Below are 24,289 nucleotides of genomic sequence, written 5' to 3'. Positions count from 1 at the left end.
TAACACCCAAGCAATTTGCTGACGCAGATTGCGGTGGTGAAGATGATACGAACCGAAAGTTCGCAACGAACCACAAACATCACATATCCGGATTCGCTGGGCTGTCCATCTGGACATTCTGGCTACAGAATTTCTTGACGACCATAGAGCATTGGAACCACCTGATCCCATCCCGAACTCAGCAGTGAAACGATGCATCGCCGATGGTAGTGTGGGGTTTCCCCATGTGAGAGTAGGTCATCGTCAAGATTCATTTCGCAAAACCCCTATCTGCGCATGCAGGTAGGGGTTTTGTCTTTGTGGGCAAAAAATTCTGCCCTGCCCGAACCCCTGTAGGAGCAGCCTTGTGCTGCGAAGAGGCCGGTAAGGCTAAAGATTATCTTCGGCTGCAATGGCCTCTTCGCAGCACAAGGCTGCTCCTACAGGGGTCTGTGGTAAGTCGCCTCCCACAATTTGAGCCAGAACACTAGAATAGGCCCACGCACCTTTCCAGAAGCGCCATATGCCCAACCCTGACGAACACGAAGCCTTGGCCCAATTGCCGCTGGACGAGCTTGTCGCCTGCCACGAATGCGACCTGCTGCTCCGTAAGCCTGTGCTCAAGCCCGATGAAAAAGCCCAATGCCCACGTTGCGGCTACGAGCTCTATGCCCATCGGCATAATGTAGTCAACCGCAGCCTGGCTCTGGTACTGACCGCGTTGTTACTGTTCGTACCTGCCAATTTTCTACCGATCATGCAGCTGCACCTGCTTGGCCAGACCTCGGACGATACTGTCTGGAGCGGCGTACTCGGCCTGTACAATTCGCAGATGCGTGGTGTAGCGGTGGTCGTGTTCCTCTGCAGCATGGCCATCCCCCTGGCAAAACTGCTCTGCCAGCTGGCGGTATTACTGAGTATTCGCTTGAACATGGGCCGTAACTTCGGCCTGCTGTTCTATCGCATCTATCACCACTTGCGTGACTGGGGCATGCTCGAGGTCTATTTCATGGGGGTGCTGGTGGCCATCGTCAAGCTGGTGGACCTGGCCGAACTGACCGTGGGCCTGGGGTTGTTCTGTTTTATCAGTCTGTTATTGGTCCAGGTGTGGCTTGAAGTGGTGATGTCTGCGCACCAGATCTGGAGTGCGCTATCGGGGGAGGACCTGCATGCGGGCGATTGATGCAGGCATTCTTGTCTGCAATGAATGTCATGAACTGAACAAGCAAGTGCCAGATAGCACTTCGCAGCACTGCACGCGCTGCGGCGCCATTGTGCATGCTCGCCGCCCTAACAGTATCGTGCGCACCTGGGCGCTGCTGGTTGCTGCGTCGATCCTGTACATCCCGGCCAACCTGCTCCCTATCATGACCGTGAGTACACTCGGGCAGGGCAGCCCGGACACGATCATGTCCGGCGTCATCACCCTGCTCAAGCACGGTATGGTGCCCATTGCCGCCGTGGTGTTCATTGCCAGTATCCTGGTGCCCACGTTCAAGCTGGTGGGCATTGGCTTGCTGTTGTACTCCGTTCAGCGTCACCAGCCGCTTTCGGCTCGGCAACGGATAATGATGTATCGCTTCATTGAATTCATTGGGCGCTGGTCCATGCTCGATATCTTCGTCATCGCCATTCTGGTGGCAGTGGTGAATTTCGGCCGAATCGCCAGTGTCGAAGCCAACCTGGGCGCTGTCGCCTTCGCAACTGTGGTGATCCTGACAATGCTTGCCGCTTTAACTTTCGATCCCCGACTGATTTGGGATAACACGGAGTCGGATGACGACCATGAGTGACCTGCCAACGGCTAAAACCCGCCCAGCCTCAAACTGGTCGGCCATCTGGATCCTGCCCTTGATCGCCCTGATGATCGGGGGCTGGCTCGCATGGCAGGCCTACAGCGCGGCCGGCGTGGAAATTGAAGTCCGCTTCGAGTCGGGTGAAGGTATCGTCGCCAACAAGACCGAAGTCATCTACAAGGGCATGCCGGTAGGCAAAGTGAAGAGCCTGGTACTCGATGCCGAGGGCGACAACCAGGGGGTGATCGCCACCATCGAGATGAACAAGGCCGCCGAGCCTCACCTGACCAAGGGCACACGCTTCTGGCTGGTGAAACCGAGTGTGAGTCTGGCGGGTATCACCGGCCTTGAAACCCTGGTGTCGGGTAACTACATCGCCGTCAGCCCGGGCGAGGGGGAGCGTACCAAGCGCTTTACCGCGTTGAAGGTGGCGCCGCCGCTCTCGGATTCGGAGCCAGGCCTGCATTTGACCCTCAAAGCCGAAAGGCTCGGCTCGCTCAACCGTGACAGCCCGATATTCTACAAGCAGATCCAGGTGGGTCGGGTGAAGAGCTATCGCCTGTCCGAGGACCAGAGCACCGTCGAGGTCAAGGTGTTCATCGAGCCTGCCTACGCCAGCCTGGTGCGCAAGCACACGCGTTTCTGGAACGCCAGCGGCGTCAGTATTGATGCGTCGCTGTCGGGTGTGAAGGTGCGCAGCGAGTCTCTGTCGAGCATCGTGGCCGGTGGTATCGCATTTGCTACGCCGGAGTACCGCAAGGACAGCCCGCCCACCGATCCGAGCCTGCCGTTCCGTCTGTACGAAGACTTCGATGCAGCCCAGGCAGGTATCCGGGTCAAGGTGAAGCTGAGCGATTACGAGGGCCTGCAGGCAGGCCGCACGCCGGTCATGTACAAGGGCATCCAGGTGGGCTCGCTGAAAGCCCTGAAAATGGAAGACAACCTGTCCAGCGCATCGGCCGAGCTGACGCTGGACCCGCTGACCGAAGACTACCTGGTCGAGGGCACACAGTTCTGGGTGGTCAAACCGTCCATTTCCCTTGCAGGTATCACTGGCCTGGAAGCGCTGGTCAAAGGCAACTACATCGCCATACGCCCGGGGGAGAAGGGTGAGCGGCCCGAGCGTGAGTTCGAGGCCCGCGCCAAGGCGCCGCCGCTCGACCTCAAGGCGCCGGGGCTGCACATGGTGTTGTTTGCCGATACCTTGGGGTCGCTGGAGATCGGCAGCCCGGTGATGTACCGCCAGGTCAAGGTGGGTAGCGTGCAGAGCTATCAGTTTGCGCGTAACAGCAACCGCATCCTGATCGGTGTGCATATTGAAAAGGAATACGAAAAACTGGTTAACGGTTCGTCGCGCTTCTGGAACGTCAGTGGCATCACCCTGACGGGCGGCCTCTCGGGCATCAAGATCAAGAGTGAGTCGCTGCAAACGCTGATGGCCGGCGGTATTGCGTTCGACACGCCGCGCCCGGATGTGGCGCTGAAACGCCGCATTCCACGCTTCCGCCTGCATGACAGCCAGGAGGCGGTAAACCGCGCGGGTACTTTGATCACCGTCCGTGTAGACCGTGCAGATGGCCTGAAGCCGGGTACGCCGATCCGCTTCCGTGGCCTGGATGTGGGCAGTATCGAAAGCGTTGACCTGACCAATGACTTGCAGGCAGTGCTGCTGCGGGCACGTATCACCGAAGCGGCGGACCGTATTGCCCGTGCCGGTACGCAGTTCTGGGTGGTCAAGCCGGCATTGGGCCTGGTGCGCACCGAGAACCTCGACACCCTGATCGGCGGGCAGTACCTGGAGGTACAGCCAGCAACCAAGGACCGTGGCCCTCAGCGCGATTTCATCGCTTTGGCCGATGCCCCGCAAGTGACGGGGCCGGAGGTCGGCTTGCCCTTGACCCTCAGCGCCCCGCGCCGTGGATCGATCAAGCCGGGTGTGCCAGTGACATACCGTGAGGTGGCGGTCGGCAAGGTGACAGGCTTCGAGTTGGGGCAGAGCGCTGACCGCGTGCTGATCCATATCCTCATCGAGCCACGCTATGCGGCATTGGTACGCAGTGGTAGCCGCTTCTGGAACAGCAGTGGCTTCGGTTTCGACTGGGGGCTGTTCAAGGGGGCTACGGTGCGTACCGAGTCGGTGGAAACCCTGATCGATGGCGGTATCGCTTTTGCGACGCCGGATGGCGAGCAGATGGGCAACCCGGCCCGGCCGCAGCAGACCTTTGCCTTGTTCGACAAGGCCGAGGATGAATGGCTGCAGTGGGCGCCGAAGATTCAGATAGCCAAGTAATGTAAAAGCAGGGTCGCCAACTGCGGCCCTGCTTTTTTGTGGGAGCGGCCTTGTGTCGCGAAAGGGGCGCGTAGCGGCCCCTCGGTCTCAGCGCAGAAGCTGAGATTGCCGGGGCTGCTCCGCAGCCCTTTCGCGACGCAAGGCCGCTCCTGCAGAGACCGAGCTCCACATGGAGCCGTGCCCGCAAGCATAAATCGCAGGCAACAAAAAACCGACCCTAGGGTCGGTTTTTCGAATAGCGCGTCGCTTAGGCAGCTGCAGCTTCTTTCAGCGCCTTGATGTGGCCATTCAGACGGCCTTTGTGACGAGCAGCTTTGTTCTTGTGGATGATACCTTTGTCGGCCATACGGTCGATTACAGGTACAGCCAGAACGTAAGCGGCTTGCGCTTTGTCGGCGTCTTTTGCGTCAATGGCTTTAACTACATTCTTGATGTAGGTGCGGACCATGGAACGCAGGCTGGCGTTGTGGCTGCGACGCTTCTCAGCCTGTTTTGCACGTTTCTTGGCGGAAGGTGTGTTGGCCACCGTCGAGCTCCTCGAAAGACTTTAGGTAAATAGCAAACAAAATAGGCCGCGAATCATGCCGATCAGTAGATCGATTGTCAAGGCCACCTGCAAGGTTCCGCCGAGCGGTGCGCCAACAAGAGGGAAAGATTCCTTTCTGCTGCGCGACCTGTACACTCGGGAATTTTTGGCTCCCCTGCGAAGGCGCGGGAGTATCGCACATTCGGACGCTGTCTGGCAGCGTCCTCTGCCCTTGGCGTGAATCTTTTCGATGAACCTGCTCAAATCCCTGGCTGCAGTAAGCTCGATCACCATGGTTTCCCGGGTGCTGGGCTTCGTGCGTGACACCATCCTGGCTCGCATCTTTGGTGCCGGTGTTGCCACTGACGCCTTCTTTATCGCGTTCAAATTGCCCAACCTGCTGCGGCGCATTTTCGCCGAGGGTGCGTTTTCCCAAGCCTTTGTGCCGATCCTGGCCGAGTACAAGACCCAGCAGGGCGAGGAAGCGACGCGTACCTTCATCGCCTACGTCAGCGGCCTGCTGACCCTGGTCCTCGCCCTGGTGACTGCCATCGGCATCCTGGCGGCGCCATGGGTGGTATGGGCAACAGCCCCCGGTTTTGTCGACAACGCGGAAAAGTACGAGCTGACCACCGCCCTGTTGCGGGTGACCTTTCCTTATATATTGCTGATTTCGCTTTCTTCCCTGGCCGGCGCAATCCTCAATACCTGGAACCGTTTTTCGGTACCGGCCTTCACCCCGACCCTGCTGAACGTGGCGATGATCGCCTTTGCCGTGCTGCTGACGCCGTACTTCAACCCGCCAATCATGGCCCTGGCCTGGGGTGTGCTGGCGGGTGGCCTGGCGCAGTTGTTGTACCAGCTGCCGGCATTGAAGAAAATCGGCATGCTCGTGCTGCCGCGTCTGAATCTCAAGGACGCGGGAGTGTGGCGGGTGCTGAAGCAAATGCTGCCGGCGATTCTTGGGGTATCGGTGAGCCAGATCTCGCTGATCATCAACACCATCTTTGCCTCCTTCCTGGTGGCCGGCTCGGTGTCGTGGATGTATTACGCCGACCGCCTCATGGAGCTGCCGTCGGGCGTGCTGGGCGTGGCCCTGGGCACCATCCTGCTGCCGACCCTGGCCAAGACCTACGCCAACAAGGACCGCGAGGAATACTCGCGGATCCTCGACTGGGGCCTGCGCCTGTGCTTCCTGCTGGTGCTGCCGTGCACCCTGGCGTTGGCCATTCTTGCCGAGCCGCTGACCGTTGCGCTCTTTCAATATGGCAAGTTCAGCGCGTTTGATGCGGCCATGACCCAGCGGGCGCTAATGGCCTATTCCGTAGGCTTGCTGGCGATCATTCTGGTCAAGGTACTGGCACCCGGCTTCTATGCGCAGCAGAATATCCGCACACCGGTGAAGATCGCGATTTTCACCCTGTTCTGTACCCAGCTGTTCAACCTCGCCCTGGTCGGCCCGCTTGCGCATGCCGGCCTGGCGCTGGCGATCAGTCTCGGTGCGTGCCTGAATGCCGGCTTGCTGTTCTGGAAGCTGCGCAGTCAGCAGTTGTTCGAGCCTCAGCCAGGCTGGGCAGTGTTTCTGCTCAAGCTTGTTCTGGCAGTGGCGTTGATGTCGGCGGTCCTGTTGGCGGGCATGCACTATATGCCGGCCTGGGAGCAGGGCATCATGCTTGAGCGCTTCATGAGGCTTGGCGCACTGATCCTGGCTGGTGTCGTGACGTATTTCGGCTGCCTGTACCTGTGCGGCTTCCGGCCCCGGCATTTCGCCCGCAAGGCCTTGCACTGAGGCTTCAGGTGGGTCAGGCGTCGGTTTTTCGCATTCCACGCCGCCCTTGGGCGTTGCTGCCTGTCACCGGCGCCCGGGTGTGGTTATAATCGGCCACTTTATGAGCAAGAAGCGCGTTATGCAGCTGGTTCGAGGTCTTCACAACCTGCGCCCCGAGCACCGGGGCTGTGTCGCCACCATTGGCAACTTCGACGGGGTTCACCGCGGCCACCAGGCAATCCTGGCGCGCCTGCGCGAGCGCGGCCAGGCCTTGGGCCTGCCGACCTGCGTGGTGATTTTCGAACCTCAACCACGCGAGTACTTTGCCCCCGATACCGCGCCGGCGCGCCTGGCCCGTCTGCGTGACAAGGTCGAACTGCTGGCCGCCGAGGGCATCGACCGGGTGCTGTGCCTGGCGTTCAACCAGCGCCTGAGCCAGCTCAGCGCCGACGCTTTCGTCAAGGCCATCCTGGTCGACGGCCTGGGCGTGCGCCACCTAGAAGTGGGTGATGACTTCCGCTTTGGCTGCGACCGCGCCGGCGACTTCGCCTTCCTGATCGAAGCCGGCAAGCAGTACGGCTTCACCGTCGAGGCCGCCAATACGGTGATCCAGGACGGTCTGCGCGTCAGCAGCACCGAAGTGCGCAAGGCCTTGTCCGAAGGCAATTTCGAGCTGGCCGAGCACCTGCTGGGCCGCCCGTACAGCATCACCGGCCGCGTGCTGCATGGCCAGAAGCTGGCCCGCCAGCTCGGTACACCTACCGCCAACATCCAGCTCAAGCGCCGCCGCGTGCCGCTGTCCGGGGTCTACCTGGCCAGCATCGAAATCGACGGCAAGGCCTGGCCGGGTGTGGGCAATATTGGCGTGCGTCCCACCGTTGCCGGTGATGGGCGCCCGCACCTGGAAATTCATCTTCTGGATTTTGCCGGCGACCTGTATGGCCGGCGTCTGACGGTGGAGTTCCACCACAAGCTGCGTGAAGAGCAGCGATTCGCCTCCCTGGAGGCGCTGAAGTCGGCGATCGATGCGGATATCGCCGCCGCACGTGCACATTGGCACGCTCAACCGCTAACGAAGAGCCTGAAATGACCGACTACAAAGCCACGCTTAACCTTCCGGACACCGCCTTCCCCATGAAGGCCGGCCTGCCTCAGCGCGAACCGCAGATCCTGCAGCGCTGGGACAGCATTGGCCTGTACCAGAAGCTGCGCGAAATTGGCAAGGATCGTCCCAAGTTCGTCCTGCACGACGGCCCGCCCTATGCCAACGGCAAAATTCACATCGGTCATGCGCTGAACAAAATCCTCAAGGACATGATCGTCCGCTCCAAGACCCTGGCCGGCTACGATGCACCGTATGTCCCGGGCTGGGACTGCCATGGCCTGCCGATCGAACACAAGGTCGAGGTGACCCACGGCAAGCACCTGTCTGCCGATCGCACCCGTGAGCTGTGCCGCGAGTACGCCGCCGAGCAGATCGAAGGGCAGAAGACCGAGTTCATTCGCCTGGGTGTGCTGGGTGACTGGGACAACCCCTACAAGACCATGAACTTCGCCAACGAGGCCGGTGAAATCCGCGCCCTGGCCGAGATGGTCAAGCAGGGCTTCGTGTTCAAGGGCCTCAAGCCTGTGAACTGGTGCTTCGACTGCGGTTCGGCGCTGGCGGAGGCCGAAGTCGAGTACGCCGACAAGAAATCCCAGACCATCGACGTGGCCTTCCCGGTTGCCGACGAGGCCAAGCTGGCTGCCGCCTTTGGGCTGGATGCGCTGACCAAGCCAGCCGCCATCGTGATCTGGACCACCACCCCCTGGACCATCCCGGCCAACCAGGCGCTGAACATCCACCCGGAGTTCAAGTACGCCCTGGTCGACACCGGTGAGCGTCTGCTGGTGCTGGCTGAAGAGCTGGTCGAGTCGTGCCTCAAGCGCTACAACCTGGAAGGCTCGGTCATCGCCACAGCCCAAGGTTCGGCACTGGAGCTGATCAACTTCCGGCACCCGTTCTACGACCGCCTGTCGCCAGTCTACCTGGCCGACTACGTCGAGCTGGGCGCCGGTACCGGCGTTGTGCACTCCTCGCCGGCCTACGGCGAAGACGACTTCGTCACCTGCAAGCGCTATGGCATGGTCAACGATGACATCCTCACTCCGGTGCAGAGCAATGGCGTGTATGTCGAGTCGCTGCCATTCTTCGGCGGCCAGTTCATCTGGAAGGCCAACCCGGCCATCGTCGAGAAGCTGAGCGAAGTCGGTGCGCTGATGCACACCGAAACCATCAGCCACAGCTACATGCACTGCTGGCGCCACAAGACCCCGCTGATCTACCGCGCCACCGCGCAGTGGTTCGTGGGCATGGACAAGCAGCCGAGCACCGGCGAGCCGCTGCGTGAGCGCGCCCTCAAGGCCATCGAAGAGACCAAATTCGTGCCGGCCTGGGGCCAGGCGCGCCTGCATTCGATGATCGCCAACCGTCCGGACTGGTGCATCTCGCGTCAACGTAACTGGGGTGTGCCGATCCCGTTCTTCCTGCACAAGCAGACCGGCGAGCTGCACCCACGTACCGTCGAGCTGATGGAAGCGGTGGCCAAGCGCGTCGAGCAAGAAGGTATCGAGGCCTGGTTCAAGCTGGATGCCGTCGAACTGCTGGGTGAAGAAGCGGCTCAGTATGACAAGATCACCGATACCCTGGACGTGTGGTTCGACTCCGGCACCACCCACTGGCACGTGCTGCGTGGCTCGCACGACATCGGCCACGCCACCGGCCCCGTTGCCGACCTGTACCTGGAAGGCTCCGACCAGCACCGTGGCTGGTTCCACTCGTCGCTGCTCACCGGTTGCGCCATCGACAACCACGCGCCGTATCGCGAGCTGCTGACCCACGGTTTCACCGTGGACGAAAACGGCCGCAAGATGTCCAAGTCGCTGGGCAACACCATCGAGCCGGAGAAGGTCAACAACACCCTGGGTGCCGACATCCTGCGCCTGTGGGTTTCGGCCACCGACTATTCCGGTGAAATGGCGGTTTCCGAGCAGATCCTGCAGCGCAGCGCCGACGCCTACCGCCGTATCCGCAATACCGCACGCTTCCTGCTGTCCAACCTGTCCGGTTTCGACCCGGCCCGCGACCTGCTGGCCCCTGAAGACATGCTGGCACTTGACCGCTGGGCCGTGGACCGCACCCTGCTGCTGCAGCGCGAGCTGGAAGAGCACTACAGCGAGTACCGTTTCTGGAACGTCTACTCCAAGGTGCACAACTTCTGCGTACAGGAGCTGGGCGGCTTCTACCTCGACATCATCAAGGACCGCCAGTACACCACCGGCGCCAACAGTGTTGCCCGCCGTTCCTGCCAGACTGCGCTGTACCACATCAGCGAAGCGCTGGTGCGCTGGATTGCGCCAATCCTGGCGTTTACCGCCGACGAAATCTGGCAATACCTGCCGGGCGAGCGCAACGAGTCGGTGATGCTCAACGGCTGGTACCAGGGCCTGAGCGAGCTGCCGGAAGGCACCGAGCTGGACCGCGCCTACTGGGACCGCGTGATGGCGGTGAAGGCATCGGTCAACAAGGAGCTGGAAAACCAGCGCACCGCCAAGGTCATTGGCGGCAACCTGCAGGCCGAAGTCACCCTGTACGCCGACGAAGGCCTGAGCGCCGACCTGGGCAAGCTGGGCGACGAGCTGCGCTTCGTGCTGATCACCTCGGCCGCCAGCGTGGTGCCGTTCGTGCAGGCACCGGCAGACGCCGTGGCCACCGAAGTCGAAGGCCTCAAGCTGAAAGTGGTCAAGTCCGGCCACGCCAAGTGCGGCCGTTGCTGGCACTTCCGCGCCGACGTCGGCAACCACCCGGAGCACCCGGAAATCTGCAGCCGTTGCGTCGACAACCTGACCGGCTCGGGCGAGGTGCGTCACTATGCCTAACCCGGCAGTGGGGCGCTTCGGGCGCCTTGCATGGCTTTGGCTGAGCTTGCTGGTGCTGGTCCTCGACCAGGCCACCAAGCTGTATTTCAACAACGCCCTGACCATGTACCAGCAAATTGTGGTGATTCCTGACTACTTCAGCTGGACCCTGGCCTATAACACCGGCGCCGCTTTCAGCTTCCTTGCTGATGGCGCTGGCTGGCAGCGCTGGTTGTTCGCCCTGATCGCGGTGGTGGTCAGTGCCGTACTGGTGGTGTGGCTCAAGCGCCTGGGGCGCAACGAGACCTGGCTGGCCGTGGCGCTGGCGCTGGTGCTGGGTGGTGCCATTGGCAACCTGTACGATCGCATCGTGCTGGGCCATGTGGTCGACTTCATCCTGGTGCACTGGCAGAACCGCCATTACTTCCCGGCCTTCAACGTGGCCGACAGCGCCATCACCGTTGGTGCGGTGATGCTGGCGCTGGATATGTTCAAGAGCAAGAAGTCCGAGGATCCGGTCCATGACTGACACCCGTATCGGCCAGAACACCGAAGTCACCCTGCACTTCGCGCTGCACCTGGAAAACGGCGACACCGTCGACAGCACGTTCGACAAAGCCCCGGCCACCTTCAAGGTGGGCGATGGCAACTTGTTGCCGGGCTTCGAGAGCGCGCTGTTTGGCTTCAAGGCCGGTGACAAGCGTACTCTGGTAGTGGCCCCAGAGAACGCCTTCGGCCAGCCCAACCCGCAAAACGTGCAAGTCATGCCGCGGTCCAACTTCGAGGGCATGGAGCTGTCCGAAGGGCTGCTGATCATCTTCAACGATGCCGCCAACGCCGAGCTGCCGGGCGTGGTCAAAGCGTTCGATGACGACCAGGTGACCATCGACTTCAATCACCCACTGGCTGGCAAGACCCTGACCTTCGAGGTGGAGATCCTCGAGGTGAAGGCCCTGTAAGCCTGGAGCCGAGCATGCAAATCAAACTCGCCAACCCTCGCGGCTTCTGCGCGGGGGTCGACCGGGCGATCGAGATCGTCAACCGTGCGCTGGAAGTCTTCGGCCCGCCGATCTACGTGCGTCACGAAGTGGTGCACAACAAGTTCGTGGTGGAAGACCTGCGCAATCGCGGTGCCATCTTCGTCGAAGAGCTGGACCAGGTGCCGGACGATGTCATCGTCATCTTCAGCGCCCATGGTGTGTCCCAGGCCGTGCGCCAGGAAGCCGCTGGCCGTGGCCTGAAAGTGTTCGATGCCACCTGCCCGCTGGTCACCAAGGTGCACATCGAGGTGGCGAAGTACAGCCGTGACGGCCGAGAGTGCATTCTCATCGGCCATGAAGGGCACCCGGAAGTCGAAGGCACCATGGGCCAGTACGACGCCAGCAATGGTGGCGCCATCTACCTTGTCGAGGACGAGGAAGATGTTGCCAGATTGCAGGTGCGCGACCCTGATCACCTGGCCTTCGTAACCCAGACCACGTTGTCGATGGACGACACCAGCCGCGTCATCGACGCCCTGCGTGCGCGCTTCCCGAACATCGGTGGCCCGCGCAAGGACGATATCTGCTACGCCACCCAGAACCGCCAGGACGCCGTCAAGCAGTTGGCCGGTGAGTGCGACGTGGTGCTGGTGGTCGGCAGCCCGAACAGCTCCAACTCCAACCGCCTGCGTGAGCTGGCCGAGCGCATGGGCACCCCGGCTTACCTGATCGACGGTGCCGAGGACCTGCAGCAGGGCTGGTTTGAACAGGCAGCACGCATTGGCATAACCGCTGGCGCTTCGGCCCCCGAAGTGCTGGTGCGTGGCGTGATCGAGCAGCTCAAGGCCTGGGGCGCTACCGGCGCTGAAGAGCTGGACGGGCGTGAAGAGAACATCACCTTCTCGATGCCAAAAGAGCTGCGGGTTCGCTCGCTGATCTGACTGAAGCCTGTACTGGCCTCATCGCTGGCAAGCCAGCTCCCACAGGTACTGCACAAGCCTTGAAGGCAGTGGTATCCAGTGGGATCTGGCTTGCCGGCGATAGGGCCGGCAAGCTCGGCTCAAGGCTATGTGCTTGCACAGCGAGTATTGTTTCGGTCCTCTGCAAGCAATCTGACTCTGCCGCTCGATGCCAGCACCACTTGGTATCGGCTGCTGGCAGATGAGCGTTCACACACTTCCAGCGTTGTTCCCAACCAGCTGTTGTTCAGCGTCATTGGAACCCCCAACGCACTGAACTTGAACCGCTCCCCGCGATTGCTCGTAATCTTGAGCGGCCTCGAAAGGCGCTGCTCGCGCAACAGCTGCTGGTTATGCTCCAGCATTACCTGCCAACCGTTCCCCCAATTACCGTCCAGCGCCTGCACCAGCACCGGCTGGCTTTGCAGCATGGCGTGGCTGCGTGCGCTGCGCAGTGCCTGTGCCAAATCACGGGCAGCGGCTGCCCGGTGTAGGTCGTCGCTCATCCTGGCGTAGGCCGGCATACCGAGCTGTGTCAGCAAAACGGTCACTGCCAAGGCCGACAACATTTGTATCAGTGTTACGCCTCGTTGCTTCACCGTGCATTCCTCCGTGAAAGTGCTTGGCTATAGCTTCACGTTGGCCGGCCAAGCGGTCTAGTCGGCCAGGTTCAGGGCTGTTGCAGGAAAATTCGCAGGAGTGCAGGGATGCACACAAAGCATCGGGGCATGACGCTGCTGGAAGTGTTGTTGGCAGTCGTGGTGGTGGCCGTGGGCATGTTCGCAGCGGCAGCGATACAGTTGCAGGCATTGCAGGCTGCGGACAGCGCGCGCCGTGATGGGCAGGCGGTAATGGCGACGCACAGTGAGCGTGAACGGGGGCGTCGATGAGGCGCGCCCAAAGTGGTTTTGGTTTGCTTGAGTTGATGCTGGGGCTAGGTATCGGCTTGGTATTACTGGCGGCGGTTAGCCAGGTCTTTACATCAGCTCACCAGGCCTGGCGCCTGCAAAGTACCGCGGTGCGCATGAATGATGAGGCGCGGCAGGCATTGTTGCGCATGGCGCAGGACGTGCGCATGGCCGGAATGTTCGGCTGTATGCGCCTCAAACCTGGCGACTTCCTGGACGTGGCTGCGCAGCCTGCCTTTGCCCGGCCACTGCAGGCCGATAGGTCAAGCTTGAGCCTGGTTGTCGCCGAGCTGCCAGGGTATGCGGGCGACCCGGAGTGGACCGTGGTGACGAACTGTATCGACGAAGTGAGGGTTCATAAGCATCGAGTACAAGGCGATGAAAAGCTGATGGCTGTGCCCGTCAGTCGCCATCACTATGTGCACAGTGGCACCACGCTTTTCTTCAAGCGGGGTCACATTAATCAGCCACTGGTCGATCATGTACGGGAGCTGCGAGTGGGGTATGTACCTGGTGAGCGGGTCGATCTTCTACTCACATTGTATGAACCCAGCTTGCAGCTTGAGCAGCATCACTCGCTGAGCGTGGCACTCCGCAACCCGGTACCCGCTTCATGAGCCGCCAGCGTGGTGTGGTTCTTCTGTTGGCCCTGGTCCTGAGCATGCTGCTGGGTCTGCTTGCAGCATCTGCCCTGCGCGACGCCCTGGTGGAAACGCGAATGACGGGATACCTGAGCGATGGTCTGCGAGCGTTCGAAGAAGCCGAGGCTGCGCTGCAGGCAGGGAAACACGAACTTGAGCGGGCACCTCCTGACCCTTGTGGCGCGTGCCTGCCACCAGCCCGACCGCACGATCTGGCAGGGCAGTGGCAGGGCACCCACAACGGTTACTTCCATATACAGAACCTGGGCACGAGCACTCGCGCTGCGCACCTGCCAGACGAGCAGCTGGTTACCCTGTTCCGCATAACTGGAGTCAGCAAGCAAACCCAGTCACGGCATGTGCTGGAAGCCGTCTATGCCATGGCTGGCGACACCACCCGGCGTATCAGCTGGCGGCAAAGACTGAGAGGAGACTGACATGCAGCAAGGCTTGAGCCTGATCGAGTTGTTGATTGTGCTGGCCGTGACCGGCATTCTGGCAGCCATTGCCTACCCCAGTTACAGCGACCAGCTTCGGCGAGCCGCACGCAGCGAAGTGGTTGGCCTGCTGCATGATGCCGCCCTGCGCCTGGAGCGCCACCGCGTGCGCACCGGCCAATATGCCGAGGGTGACCCGGCCTTGCCCGACGGTACCCGCTATTACAGCCTGCAGGCCCAGCGCGACAGCGACACCTTCACGCTGCGCGCACGGCGGCTGCCCAATGGGCTGATGGCGCAGGATCGCTGTGGCGACTTCCAGCTCGATCAGGCCGGCGCGCAGCGCAATCCGGGTGCCGTTGGCGGCAGCGAGCACTGCTGGGGAAGCTGAAGGTTGAATGATGCCCAGTGCATCGCGGTTTTACTTCAGGTGTTGGATCGACAGATGAGCAAGCAAGTAGTGGTGGTCGGCGGCGGGGTGATCGGCCTGCTGACGGCGTTCAACCTGGCGGCCAAGGTCGGGCAGGTGGTGGTATGTGACCGGGGTGAGGTCGGGCGTGAGTCGTCGTGGGCCGGTGGTGGCATCGTTTCGCCGCTGTACCCTTGGCGCTACAGCCCGGCTGTGACCGCCCTGGCGCACTGGTCGCAGGACTATTATCCGCAGCTGGGCGAGCGTTTGTTCGCCAGCACCGGTGTCGATCCCGAAGTGCACACCACGGGACTGTACTGGCTCGACCTGGATGACGAAGCCGAAGCGCTGGCCTGGGCCGAGCGTGAGCAGCGGCCGCTGAGTGCCGTGGATATCACGGTGGCCTACGACGCAGTGCGGGTGCTGGGCCCGGGTTTCAAGCGCGCGATCTACATGGCTGGCGTGGCCAACGTGCGCAACCCGCGCCTGGTGAAATCGCTGAAGGCGGCGCTGTTGGCGCTGCCCAACGTCACCTTGCGCGAAAATTGCCAGATCACCGGCTTCGTTCAGCAGGGCGGGCGCGTGACCGGGGTGCAGACCGCTGAAGGTGTGCTGGCGGCGGATGAGGTGGTGCTCAGTGCCGGGGCCTGGAGTGGCGACCTGTTGCGTACCCTGGGCCTTGAGCTGCCGGTAGAGCCGGTGAAGGGCCAGATGATCCTGTTTAAATGCGCTGAGGACTTTTTGCCGAGCATGGTGCTGGCCAAGGGGCGCTATGCGATCCCGCGGCGGGATGGGCACATTCTGGTGGGTAGCACGCTGGAGCATGCCGGGTATGACAAGACCCCGACCGAAGATGCGCTGGAAAGCCTGAAGGCATCGGCGGTGGAGTTGCTGCCTGGGCTCGAAGGGGCCACGGTGGTGGGGCACTGGGCCGGGCTGCGGCCAGGCTCGCCAGAGGGCATTCCCTACATTGGGCCGGTGCCAGGGCACGAGGGGTTGTGGCTGAACTGCGGGCACTATCGCAACGGGTTGGTGCTGGCGCCAGCGTCGTGCCAGTTGTTTAGCGACTTGCTGACCGGTGCCGAGCCAATCATCGACCCGGCGCCGTATGCACCGGCAACGCGGTTGGGCTGAGGGCTTCTGCGGTCAAGCACAGCCCTTGAAGACCATGAAAACCCTGTGGAAGCGGGGTTTTCCCGCGAACACCGGCGAGGCCGGTGTCAGGCACCGCGTGGCCCCATTCGCGGGGCAAGCCCGCCCCCACAGTGAACACTGTTTTCTGCGTGACAGCGCAGCCCAAGGGGCTGGGCAATCTTCTACAGGTGTTGTGTTCAGCCCTGTCGGCCAGGCCCCTGTTGCAGATGCGCCTGGCTGCAATACCACTCTTTGCCCTGCTGCAGCGCCCGGTCGTTGGGCAGGTGTACGCCGCAATGGGCGCAGCGCACCATCTGCAGTGGCGCATCCAGTTTCGCCTCGGGGTGCGACTGTTGGCTGACTTTGAACTTGCGCCACAGCCAGAACGCGGCGGCGATCAGGGCGATCCAGAAAAGTAGGCGAACCATGGTGTCCAGCTTGTCGGTTGAAGAAGCTGACAGTCTAGGATGCGGCTAATAAAAAAGGGAGGCCCAAGGCCTCCCTTTCATGTACCGCTGTGTATCAGTCGAACAGACCAAAGGTCATGTAGCTGAACCAGGAGCGGTCTTTTTCTGCTTGTTTCGGGCCTTCCGGCACGATCGGGTCGCCGTTTTCGTCTTTCGGCAGCAGCTCTTGCGGCATCTCGTCACGCGCGTCCTGGAACTGCTTGACCACGTCCTGGTTCGCGCGGGTTTCGCCCGGCGGCAGCGGCGTATCGGTTTCGATCAGGCCCAGGGTGGCCTTGGACAGCCAGCCGCGCCCGTCAGACTCGGTCTGCTTGGGCTGGAACTCGCCATCGGCCAGGCTCGGGTGGTCAGGGTAGTTGAGCTTGAGGGTTTCCAGGCTGCTGGCGGCCAGTTCGTCCAGGTGCATCTTCTGGTACGACTCGACCATTACTGCCAAGCCGTCGCCGACCGATGGGGTTTCCTGGAAGTTTTCTACCACGTAGCGGCCACGGTTGGCGGCGGCCACATAAGCCTGGCGGCTCAGGTAGTAGTCGGCCACGTGGATTTCATACGAAGCCAGCAGGTTGCGCAGGTAGATCATGCGCTGCTTGGCGTCGGGCGAGTAGCGGCTGTTGGGGAAGCGGCTGGTCAGCTGGGCGAACTCGTTGTACGAGTCGCGGGCGGCACCCGGGTCACGCTTGGTCATGTCCAGCGGCAGGAAACGGGCCAGCAGGCCACGGTCCTGGTCGAACGAGGTCAGACCTTTCAGGTAGTAGGCGTAGTCGACGTTCGGGTGCTGCGGGTGCAGACGAATGAAGCGCTCGGCGGCCGACTTGGCAGCCTCGGGCTCGGAGTTCTTGTAGTTGGCGTAGATCAGCTCGAGCTGCGCCTGATCGGCATAGCGGCCGAACGGGTAGCGCGATTCCAGGGCCTTGAGCTTGTTTACGGCGCTGGTGTAGCTGGAGTTGTCCAGATCAGCTTGCGCCTGCTGGTACAGCTCGGCTTCGCTGAGGTTCTCGTCAATGACCTCTTTATTAGAGGAACAGGCCGCGGTAAGCCCGAGGATGGCGATCAGCAGCAGGTGTTTCACTTGCATGGCGGCTTGCGTCCCTTTGACGGCCGCTGTCTTGGGCGGTGCCGTCCTGTTATGATGAGCGCCCCGGCCAACCCCGGGACAAAAGAAGCCGTATTTAACCACAAGCTCGCAGCCGAAACCAAAGGCTGTGCGCCCGCCGAATCGAGCATGTCCGAGATCATTCAACTTAGCGCAGAGGTACCGTCCGAACTGGGCGGCCAACGCCTCGACCAGGTCGCCGCCCAATTGTTCGCTGAGTACTCGCGTTCGCGGCTTACTTCGTGGATCAAAGAGGGCCGCCTGACGGTCGATGGCGCCGTTGTGCGCCCTCGAGACACCGTCTATGGTGGCTCGCTGCTAGCACTGCAGGCCGAACAAGAGGCCCAGGGCGAGTGGATCCCAGAAGATATCGAACTGGATATCGTCTACGAAGACGACCATATCATGGTAATCAACAAGCCTGCCGGGCTGGTCGTGCATCCGGCTGCCGGTCATGCCAGTGGTACGCTGCTCAATGCGCTGCTGCACCACGTGCCAGACATCGTCAATGTACCGCGCGCCGGCATCGTTCACCGGCTGGATAAAGACACCACCGGCTTGATGGTGGTGGCCAAGACCTTGCAGGCGCAGACCAGGCTGGTCGAGCAGATGCAGGCGCGCAAGGTCAGCCGCATTTATGAATGCATCGTGATCGGCGTGGTCACTTCCGGTGGCAAGATCGATGCCCCGATCGGCCGCCACGGCGGCATGCGCCAGCGCATGGCAGTCACCGACGGCGGCAAGCCGGCGGTCAGCCACTACCGCGTGCTCAAGCGCTTCCGCTCGCACACCCACGTGCGGGTCAAGCTGGAAACCGGCCGTACTCACCAGATTCGTGTGCACATGGCCCATGTTGGTTTCCCGCTGGTCGGCGACCAGACGTACGGTGGGCGCTTCCGCATTCCGCCGGCTGCCAGCCCAACCATGGTCGAGGCGGTCAAGACCTTCCCGCGCCAGGCGCTGCACGCGCGTTTCCTGGCCTTGGCCCACCCGATTACCGGTGAAATCATGAAGTGGGAATCGCCACTGCCCGATGATTTCGTGTGGTTGCTGTCGCTGCTCAACCAGGACCGCGAGAGCTTTATCGGATGAGTGGCCTGACGCAGTCGCTGTTGTTTCCCGACTGGCCCGCCCCGGCCTCGGTTCGCGCCTGTGTCACCACCCGTCAGGGCGGCATCAGCCTGCCGCCCTACGAAACTTTCAACCTTGGCGACCACGTAGGGGATGACCCTGCTGCCGTTGCCGAGAACCGCCGCCGCCTGAGCGACGCGTTCGCCATCCGCCCTGCCTGGCTGAAGCAGGTGCATGGGCTGGTGGTGGCGGATGCCGACCCTGCCGTGGTGGCCGAAGCCGACGCCAGCTGGACCGACCAGCCTGGTATTGCCTGTACCGTGATGACCGCCGATTGCCTGCCCGCGCTTTTCTGCGACCGGGCCGGTACTCGCGTGGCGGCGGCGCATGCTGGCTGGCGCGGGTTGGCGGGCGGCGTGCTGGAAGCCACCCTGGACCGCCTGGCACTGCCGCCTGAAGAAGTGCTGGTGTGGCTGGGGCCAGCCATTGGCCCACAGGCTTTCGAAGTGGGGCTGGAAGTGCGTGATGCCTTTACCGCCGTGCACCCGCAAGCTGCTCGGGCATTCGTCGAGGGCGAACGGCCAGGCAAGCTGATGGCGGATATCTACGAGCTGGCGCGCATTCGTCTGGCTGCCCGTGGCGTAACTGCCGTGTATGGCGGCGGCCTGTGCACGGTCAGTGATGCGCGGTTCTTCTCCTATCGCCGTACCCCGCAGGGTGGGCGCTTCGCATCACTGGTGTGGCTGCAACCCCGCTAGCCTGTACTGGCCTCTTCGCGGGCTCGCCCGCTCCCACAGGAATCCACACCTTTTGAAACTGTTGGTGTACCTGTGGGAGCGGGCATGCCCGCGAATGGCCACCGTTAATTCAACAGGTTGACTTCGGTCAACCCCGCTACGCTTGAATCTTCCAGAATCAGCCTTATCTATAAGTTCATCTCAGGCAGGTTTCTTCATAAACAGGCGCTGTCCATCGCTCCGACCTGCCCTTTAAAGGAAGGTACACCATGCGAATAGACCGTTTGACCAGCAAGCTGCAACTCGCAATATCCGATGCTCAATCCCTGGCCGTTGGCATGGACCACCCAGCCATCGAGCCCGTGCACCTGATGCAGGCACTGCTCGAACAGCAGGGCGGTTCGATCAAGCCGCTGCTGATGCAGGTTGGCTTCGACATCAACAGCCTGCGCCAGGCGCTGGTGAAAGAACTCGACCAGCTACCAAAAATCCAGAACCCGACCGGCGACGTGAACATGTCGCAGGACCTGGCGCGCCTGCTCAACCAGGCCGACCGCCTGGCCCAGCAGAAAGGCGACCAGTTCATTTCCAGCGAACTGGTGCTGCTGGCCGCCATGGACGAGAACAGCAAGCTCGGCAAGCTGCTGCTGAGCCAGGGCGTGAGCAAAAAGGCTCTGGAAAATGCCATCAACAACCTGCGCGGTGGTGCCGCAGTCAATGACGCCAACGCCGAAGAGTCGCGCCAGGCGCTGGACAAGTACACCGTCGACCTGACCAAGCGCGCCGAAGAAGGCAAGCTGGACCCGGTAATCGGCCGTGACGATGAAATCCGCCGTACCGTGCAGGTGCTGCAACGCCGTACCAAGAACAACCCGGTGCTGATCGGTGAGCCTGGTGTGGGTAAAACCGCCATCGCCGAAGGCCTGGCCCAGCGCATCATCAATGGTGAAGTGCCTGACGGCCTCAAGGGCAAGCGCCTGCTGGCGCTGGACATGGGGGCGCTGATTGCCGGTGCCAAATACCGTGGCGAGTTCGAAGAGCGCCTGAAATCCCTGCTGAACGAGCTGTCCAAGCAGGAAGGCCAGATCATCCTGTTCATCGACGAACTGCACACCATGGTCGGCGCCGGCAAAGGCGAGGGCGCCATGGACGCGGGCAACATGCTCAAGCCTGCCTTGGCCCGTGGCGAATTGCACTGCGTCGGTGCCACCACGCTGAACGAGTACCGCCAGTTCATCGAGAAGGACGCCGCCCTGGAGCGCCGCTTCCAGAAGGTGCTGGTGGAGGAGCCGAGCGAGGAAGATACCATCGCTATCCTGCGTGGTCTGAAAGAGCGCTATGAAGTGCACCACAAAGTGGCCATCACCGACGGTGCCATTATCGCTGCGGCCAAGCTCAGCCACCGCTACATCACCGACCGCCAGCTGCCGGACAAGGCTATTGACCTGATCGACGAAGCGGCCAGCCGTATCCGCATGGAGATCGACTCCAAGCCGGAAGTGCTCGATCGCCTTGATCGCCGCCTGATCCAGCTGAAGGTGGAATCGCAGGCGCTGAAGAAGGAAGAAGACGAAGCCGCGAAAAAACGCCTTGAGAAGCTGACCGAAGAAATCGAGCGGCTGGAGCGTGAATATTCCGACCTGGAAGAAATCTGGGCATCGGAGAAGGCGGAAGTGCAGGGCTCGGCGCAGATCCAGCAAAAGATCGAGCAGGCCCGCCAAGAGCTGGAAGCCGCCCGTCGTAAAGGCGACCTGAGCCGCATGGCCGAGCTGCAGTACGGGGTGATCCCCGACTTGGAGCGCAGCCTGCAGATGGTCGACCAGCACGGCAAGACCGAGAACCAGTTGCTGCGCAACAAGGTGACCGAGGAAGAAATTGCCGAGGTGGTGTCGAAGTGGACCGGTATTCCCGTGTCGAAGATGCTCGAAGGTGAGCGCGATAAGCTGCTGAAAATGGAAGCATTGCTGCACCAGCGTGTGATTGGCCAGGACGAAGCGGTGACCGCCGTCGCCAACGCAGTACGTCGCTCGCGTGCGGGGCTGTCTGACCCGAGCCGGCCAAGCGGTTCGTTCCTGTTCCTTGGCCCCACCGGTGTGGGCAAGACCGAGCTGTGCAAGGCGCTGGCCGAGTTCCTGTTCGACACCGAAGAGGCGATGGTACGCATCGACATGTCCGAGTTCATGGAGAAACACTCCGTGGCTCGCCTGATCGGTGCACCACCAGGGTATGTAGGGTATGAAGAGGGCGGTTACCTGACCGAGGCCGTACGGCGCAAGCCATACTCGGTGGTGCTGCTGGATGAGGTGGAGAAAGCCCACCCGGATGTGTTCAACGTGCTGCTGCAGGTGCTGGAAGACGGCCGCCTGACCGACAGCCACGGGCGCACCGTGGACTTCCGCAACACGGTGATCGTGATGACTTCCAACCTGGGCTCGGCGCAGATCCAGGAACTGGTAGGCGACCGCGAGGCACAGCGTGCGGCGGTGATGGATGCAGTGGGCGCGCACTTCCGTCCGGAGTTCATCAACCGTATCGACGAAGTGGTGGTGTTCGAGCCACTGGGCCGCGAGCAGATTGCCGGCATTACCGAGATCCAGCTGGGCCGCCTGCGCAGCCGTCTGCTGGAGCGCGAACTGTCGCTGAGCCTGAGCCCGGAGGCGTTGGACAAGCTGATTGCCGTGGGTTACGACCCGGTGTACGGCGCACGGCCGCTGAAGCGGGCTATCCAGCGCTGGATCGAAAACCCGCTGGCGCAGCTGATCCTGGCAGGCCAGTTTGTGCCGGGTACGTCGATTACCGCCACGGTGGAAGGCGACGAAATCGTCTTTGGCTAATGCGTTGCACCATGAGCCCCGCTTCTGCGGGGCTTTTTTTTGCTTTCCCACACCGCTGTGGGGCCCCTGTGGGAGCGGGTTTACCCGCGAAGAGGCCGGTGCAGCCCAGTAAAACCGGGGCTTTCGGGGAATTCAGGTTAACTTGCTGAAATTTTTGAAATTTTTGCTTGCATCAAGATTCGGGTGACCCTAATATACGCCGCGTTGTCAGGCACTAAGCGAATCACCAGCAACATCGGTGACCGCAAAACAACTTACAAATCAGTAAGTTGAATGAAAAAAAGTGGTTGACAAGCAAAACGAAGAATGTAGAATAGCCGGCCTCAGCAGCGACAAAGCGAAAGCTAAGAAGCTAAAGAGTCCGAAGCTAACACAGTCTTCGGAGTAGTAATCGGTAGTTGTACCGAAATTTAGTTCCGCGATAGCTCAGTCGGTAGAGCAAATGACTGTTAATCATTGGGTCCCTGGTTCGAGTCCAGGTCGCGGAGCCAATCTCGGGGTGTAGCGCAGTCCGGTAGCGCGCCTGCTTTGGGAGCAGGATGTCAGGAGTTCGAATCCCCTCACCCCGACCATTTTCCGGGTCGTTAGCTCAGTTGGTAGAGCAGTTGGCTTTTAACCAATTGGTCGTAGGTTCGAATCCTACACGACCCACCATGTAAAGAAGGGCATCTCAAAGAGATGCCCTTTTTTTTGAAAGACCCGGGGTGTAGCGCAGTCCGGTAGCGCGCCTGCTTTGGGAGCAGGATGTCAGGAGTTCGAATCCCCTCACCCCGACCATTTTTGGGTCGTTAGCTCAGTTGGTAGAGCAGTTGGCTTTTAACCAATTGGTCGTAGGTTCGAATCCTACACGACCCACCATGAATAAAGGGCATCTCGAAAGAGATGCCCTTTTTCTTTTGCTCAGATTTAACCCACCTCTTACCGCAACACGGGCCCTTGTGGGAGCAGCCTTGTGCTGCGAAAGGGCCGGTACGGCAAAAGATTTTCTCTGCGGGTAATGGCCTCTTCGCAGCACAAGGCTGCTCCTACAGGTCAGCGCATGGCCTGCAGGAGCGGGTGCCTGTCAGTGCAGCTTCAGGCGCGGCTCGGTACCCCGGCCAATCTTGCTACCCAGCATCATCAACGCCGTGCGGAAGAACCCGTACAACGCCATCTGGTGCATGCGGTACAGCGACACGTAGAACATCCGCGCCAGCCAGCCTTCCAGCTTTACGCTGCCCATCAGGTTACCCATCAGGTTGCCCACCGCCGAGAAGCGCGACAGCGACACCAGCGAGCCGTAGTCTTTGTACTCGTAAGTCGGCAGCGCCTTGTTCTCCAGCCGCGCCTTCAGGCTCTGCGCGAGCATCGACGCCTGTTGGTGCGCGGCCTGGGCCCGGGGCGGCACGTTGCGGTCGCTGCCCGGTTGCGGGCAGGCGGCGCAGTCGCCGAAGGCGAAGATGTTGTCGTCGCGGGTAGTCTGCAGGGTAGGGCGCACCACCAGTTGGTTGATACGGTTGGTTTCCAGGCCATCGATGTCTTTGAGGAAGCCAGGCGCACGGATACCGGCCGCCCACACTTTCAGGCTGGCCTGGATCACTTCGCCGTCCTTGGTCTTCAGGCCGTCCTCGGTCACTTCACTGACGGCAGCGTTGGTCAACACCTTCACCCCGAGCTTTTCCAGGGTCTTGTGCACCGGCACGCTGATGCGCTCTGGCAGCGCCGGCAGCACGCGCGGGCCTGCCTCGATGAGGGTGATGTGCATGTCCTTTGGCTGGATGCGGTCCAGGCCATAGGCCGCCAGTTCGTGGGCGGCATGGTGCAGTTCGGCCGCCAGCTCCACGCCGGTGGCACCGGCGCCGACGATGGCTACGCTGATCTGCTCGCTGGCCACGTCGCCGGCGTGGGCGCGCAGGTAGTGGTTGAGCAATTGCTGGTGGAAACGCTCGGCCTGCTTGCGCGTGTCGAGGAACAGGCAATGCTGCGCCGCGCCCAAGGTGCCGAAGTCGTTGGTATTGGAACCCACGGCAATGACCAGGGTGTCATAGCCCAGGGTGCGCGCAGGCAGCAGTTCGCGGCCCTCATCATCGAGGGTGGCGGCCAGTTGAATCTGCTTGCCCTCGCGGTCCAGGCCGCTCATACGCCCCAGCTGGAAGTTGAAGTGGTTCCACTTGGCCTGCGCCACGTAGTTGAGTTCGTCTTCCGAGGAGTTCAGCGAGCCGGCGGCCACTTCGTGCAGCAGTGGCTTCCAGATGTGCGTCAGGTTGGTGTCGACCAGGGTGATCTCGGCTTGCTTGCGCTTGCCCAGGCTTTTACCCAGGCGGGTCGCCAGTTCCAGGCCGCCGGCGCCACCGCCGACAATCACGATGCGATGAGTCATGGGG

General features: G+C 61.6%; 22 protein-coding genes, 5 tRNA genes and 1 rRNA gene. 23 read left to right on the top strand and 5 right to left on the bottom strand.

What is annotated here, in order from left to right; genetic code table 11:
* Positions 1–133: 133 nt before the first annotated feature.
* From rrf to LU684_RS24875, 4 genes are all read left to right on the top strand, one after another.
* Positions 134–249, top strand: a 5S ribosomal RNA gene (gene rrf, locus LU684_RS24890).
* 253 nt (positions 250–502) lie between these two features.
* Positions 503–1,162: a paraquat-inducible protein A gene (locus LU684_RS24885; RefSeq protein ID WP_023048220.1), complete on the top strand. Its 660-nt coding sequence runs from the start codon at positions 503–505 to the stop codon at positions 1,160–1,162.
* Complete coding sequence (locus LU684_RS24880) at positions 1,149–1,772, top strand: paraquat-inducible protein A (protein ID WP_016484774.1); 624 nt, start codon at positions 1,149–1,151, stop codon at positions 1,770–1,772. The genes LU684_RS24885 and LU684_RS24880 overlap by 14 nt, the downstream gene beginning before the upstream one ends.
* Positions 1,765–4,065, top strand: coding sequence for a PqiB family protein (locus tag LU684_RS24875; protein ID WP_024718079.1), 2,301 nt, complete (start codon positions 1,765–1,767; stop codon positions 4,063–4,065). The genes LU684_RS24880 and LU684_RS24875 overlap by 8 nt, the downstream gene beginning before the upstream one ends.
* 247 nt (positions 4,066–4,312) lie before the next feature.
* Here the strand turns inward: LU684_RS24875 and rpsT are convergent, their stop codons facing one another.
* Positions 4,313–4,591 carry a 30S ribosomal protein S20 gene (rpsT, locus tag LU684_RS24870; protein WP_016484776.1) on the bottom strand — a complete coding sequence of 93 codons (279 nt, stop codon included), beginning with the start codon at positions 4,589–4,591 and terminating at the stop codon, positions 4,313–4,315.
* A 250-nt stretch (positions 4,592–4,841) separates the two neighbouring features.
* Between rpsT and murJ the strand changes: the two genes are divergently transcribed.
* The 6 genes from murJ (at position 4,842) to ispH (ending at position 12,177) form a co-directional block, all read left to right on the top strand.
* Positions 4,842–6,380 carry a murein biosynthesis integral membrane protein MurJ gene (gene murJ / locus LU684_RS24865; RefSeq protein WP_016484777.1) on the top strand — a complete coding sequence of 513 codons (1,539 nt, stop codon included), beginning with the start codon at positions 4,842–4,844 and terminating at the stop codon, positions 6,378–6,380.
* Positions 6,381–6,498: 118 nt separating this feature from the next.
* On the top strand, positions 6,499–7,449 hold the full coding sequence (gene ribF / locus LU684_RS24860; protein WP_024718081.1) for a bifunctional riboflavin kinase/FAD synthetase: 951 nt from the start codon (positions 6,499–6,501) through the stop codon (positions 7,447–7,449).
* A complete protein-coding gene (ileS, locus tag LU684_RS24855; protein WP_023048223.1) occupies positions 7,446–10,277 on the top strand; it encodes an isoleucine--tRNA ligase in 2,832 nt (943 codons plus the stop codon). The genes ribF and ileS overlap by 4 nt, the downstream gene beginning before the upstream one ends.
* The gene (gene lspA / locus LU684_RS24850) at positions 10,270–10,785 is read left to right on the top strand and encodes a signal peptidase II (RefSeq protein ID WP_016484780.1); all 516 of its coding nucleotides are present in this window, start codon (positions 10,270–10,272) and stop codon (positions 10,783–10,785) included. Before ileS ends, lspA begins: the two co-directional genes overlap by 8 nt.
* Positions 10,778–11,215 carry an FKBP-type peptidyl-prolyl cis-trans isomerase gene (gene fkpB, locus LU684_RS24845; protein WP_016484781.1) on the top strand — a complete coding sequence of 146 codons (438 nt, stop codon included), beginning with the start codon at positions 10,778–10,780 and terminating at the stop codon, positions 11,213–11,215. Before lspA ends, fkpB begins: the two co-directional genes overlap by 8 nt.
* Positions 11,216–11,229: 14 nt before the next feature.
* Positions 11,230–12,177 carry a 4-hydroxy-3-methylbut-2-enyl diphosphate reductase gene (ispH, locus tag LU684_RS24840; protein ID WP_016484782.1) on the top strand — a complete coding sequence of 316 codons (948 nt, stop codon included), beginning with the start codon at positions 11,230–11,232 and terminating at the stop codon, positions 12,175–12,177.
* Between the two features lie 125 nt (positions 12,178–12,302).
* On the opposite strand, the gene LU684_RS24835 is transcribed toward ispH, so the two are convergent.
* Positions 12,303–12,794 (bottom strand): GspH/FimT family pseudopilin, encoded by a 492-nt coding sequence (locus LU684_RS24835; protein ID WP_016484783.1) that lies wholly within the window; start codon positions 12,792–12,794, stop codon positions 12,303–12,305.
* A gap of 108 nt (positions 12,795–12,902) precedes the next feature.
* On the opposite strand from LU684_RS24835, the gene LU684_RS24830 reads away from it, so the two are divergent.
* The 5 genes from LU684_RS24830 to thiO are packed head-to-tail and all read left to right on the top strand — an operon-like array spanning position 12,903 to position 15,724.
* Positions 12,903–13,085, top strand: coding sequence for a prepilin-type N-terminal cleavage/methylation domain-containing protein (locus tag LU684_RS24830; protein ID WP_016484784.1), 183 nt, complete (start codon positions 12,903–12,905; stop codon positions 13,083–13,085).
* Positions 13,082–13,720 carry a PilW family protein gene (locus LU684_RS24825; RefSeq protein ID WP_102667848.1) on the top strand — a complete coding sequence of 213 codons (639 nt, stop codon included), beginning with the start codon at positions 13,082–13,084 and terminating at the stop codon, positions 13,718–13,720. Before LU684_RS24830 ends, LU684_RS24825 begins: the two co-directional genes overlap by 4 nt.
* Positions 13,717–14,181: a hypothetical protein gene (locus LU684_RS24820; protein ID WP_070086706.1), complete on the top strand. Its 465-nt coding sequence runs from the start codon at positions 13,717–13,719 to the stop codon at positions 14,179–14,181. Before LU684_RS24825 ends, LU684_RS24820 begins: the two co-directional genes overlap by 4 nt.
* 1 nt (position 14,182) lies before the next feature.
* Positions 14,183–14,572 (top strand): type IV pilin protein, encoded by a 390-nt coding sequence (locus LU684_RS24815; protein WP_060519473.1) that lies wholly within the window; start codon positions 14,183–14,185, stop codon positions 14,570–14,572.
* A gap of 54 nt (positions 14,573–14,626) precedes the next feature.
* On the top strand, positions 14,627–15,724 hold the full coding sequence (gene thiO, locus LU684_RS24810) for a glycine oxidase ThiO (protein WP_232895166.1): 1,098 nt from the start codon (positions 14,627–14,629) through the stop codon (positions 15,722–15,724).
* Between the two features lie 197 nt (positions 15,725–15,921).
* On the opposite strand, the gene LU684_RS24805 is transcribed toward thiO, so the two are convergent.
* Entirely contained in the window at positions 15,922–16,152 is a 231-nt protein-coding gene (locus tag LU684_RS24805) for a PP0621 family protein (protein ID WP_016484789.1), read from the bottom strand.
* 94 nt (positions 16,153–16,246) lie between these two features.
* Entirely contained in the window at positions 16,247–17,266 is a 1,020-nt protein-coding gene (locus LU684_RS24800; protein ID WP_016484790.1) for an outer membrane protein assembly factor BamD, read from the bottom strand.
* 147 nt (positions 17,267–17,413) lie between these two features.
* Between LU684_RS24800 and rluD the strand changes: the two genes are divergently transcribed.
* The 8 genes from rluD to LU684_RS24760 all read left to right on the top strand — a co-directional run bounded on the left by rluD (position 17,414) and on the right by LU684_RS24760 (position 22,784).
* Positions 17,414–18,376, top strand: a complete 963-nt coding sequence (gene rluD, locus LU684_RS24795) for a 23S rRNA pseudouridine(1911/1915/1917) synthase RluD (RefSeq protein ID WP_024718082.1) — start codon at positions 17,414–17,416, stop codon at positions 18,374–18,376.
* Positions 18,373–19,113 carry a peptidoglycan editing factor PgeF gene (gene pgeF, locus LU684_RS24790; protein WP_016484792.1) on the top strand — a complete coding sequence of 247 codons (741 nt, stop codon included), beginning with the start codon at positions 18,373–18,375 and terminating at the stop codon, positions 19,111–19,113. The genes rluD and pgeF overlap by 4 nt, the downstream gene beginning before the upstream one ends.
* Positions 19,114–19,361: 248 nt before the next feature.
* Positions 19,362–21,926 (top strand): ATP-dependent chaperone ClpB, encoded by a 2,565-nt coding sequence (clpB, locus tag LU684_RS24785; protein ID WP_016484793.1) that lies wholly within the window; start codon positions 19,362–19,364, stop codon positions 21,924–21,926.
* Between the two features lie 415 nt (positions 21,927–22,341).
* Positions 22,342–22,417: transfer RNA gene (locus tag LU684_RS24780), tRNA-Asn, on the top strand.
* Between the two features lie 4 nt (positions 22,418–22,421).
* Positions 22,422–22,498, top strand: a tRNA-Pro gene (locus LU684_RS24775).
* Between the two features lie 6 nt (positions 22,499–22,504).
* Positions 22,505–22,580: transfer RNA gene (locus tag LU684_RS24770), tRNA-Lys, on the top strand.
* Positions 22,581–22,626: 46 nt separating this feature from the next.
* Positions 22,627–22,703, top strand: a tRNA-Pro gene (locus LU684_RS24765).
* 5 nt (positions 22,704–22,708) lie between these two features.
* Positions 22,709–22,784: transfer RNA gene (locus tag LU684_RS24760), tRNA-Lys, on the top strand.
* 205 nt (positions 22,785–22,989) lie between these two features.
* Here LU684_RS24760 and LU684_RS24755 read toward each other — a convergent pair.
* Positions 22,990–24,285, bottom strand: coding sequence for an NAD(P)/FAD-dependent oxidoreductase (locus LU684_RS24755; protein WP_016484794.1), 1,296 nt, complete (start codon positions 24,283–24,285; stop codon positions 22,990–22,992).
* Positions 24,286–24,289 lie beyond the last annotated feature (4 nt).

Origin of the sequence: Pseudomonas sp. NMI542_15, assembly GCF_021283425.1 — a bacterium.
GTDB classification, from domain to species: Bacteria; Pseudomonadota; Gammaproteobacteria; order Pseudomonadales; family Pseudomonadaceae; genus Aquipseudomonas; species Aquipseudomonas fortuita.
This window is presented reverse-complemented; position numbering and strand designations above follow the sequence as displayed.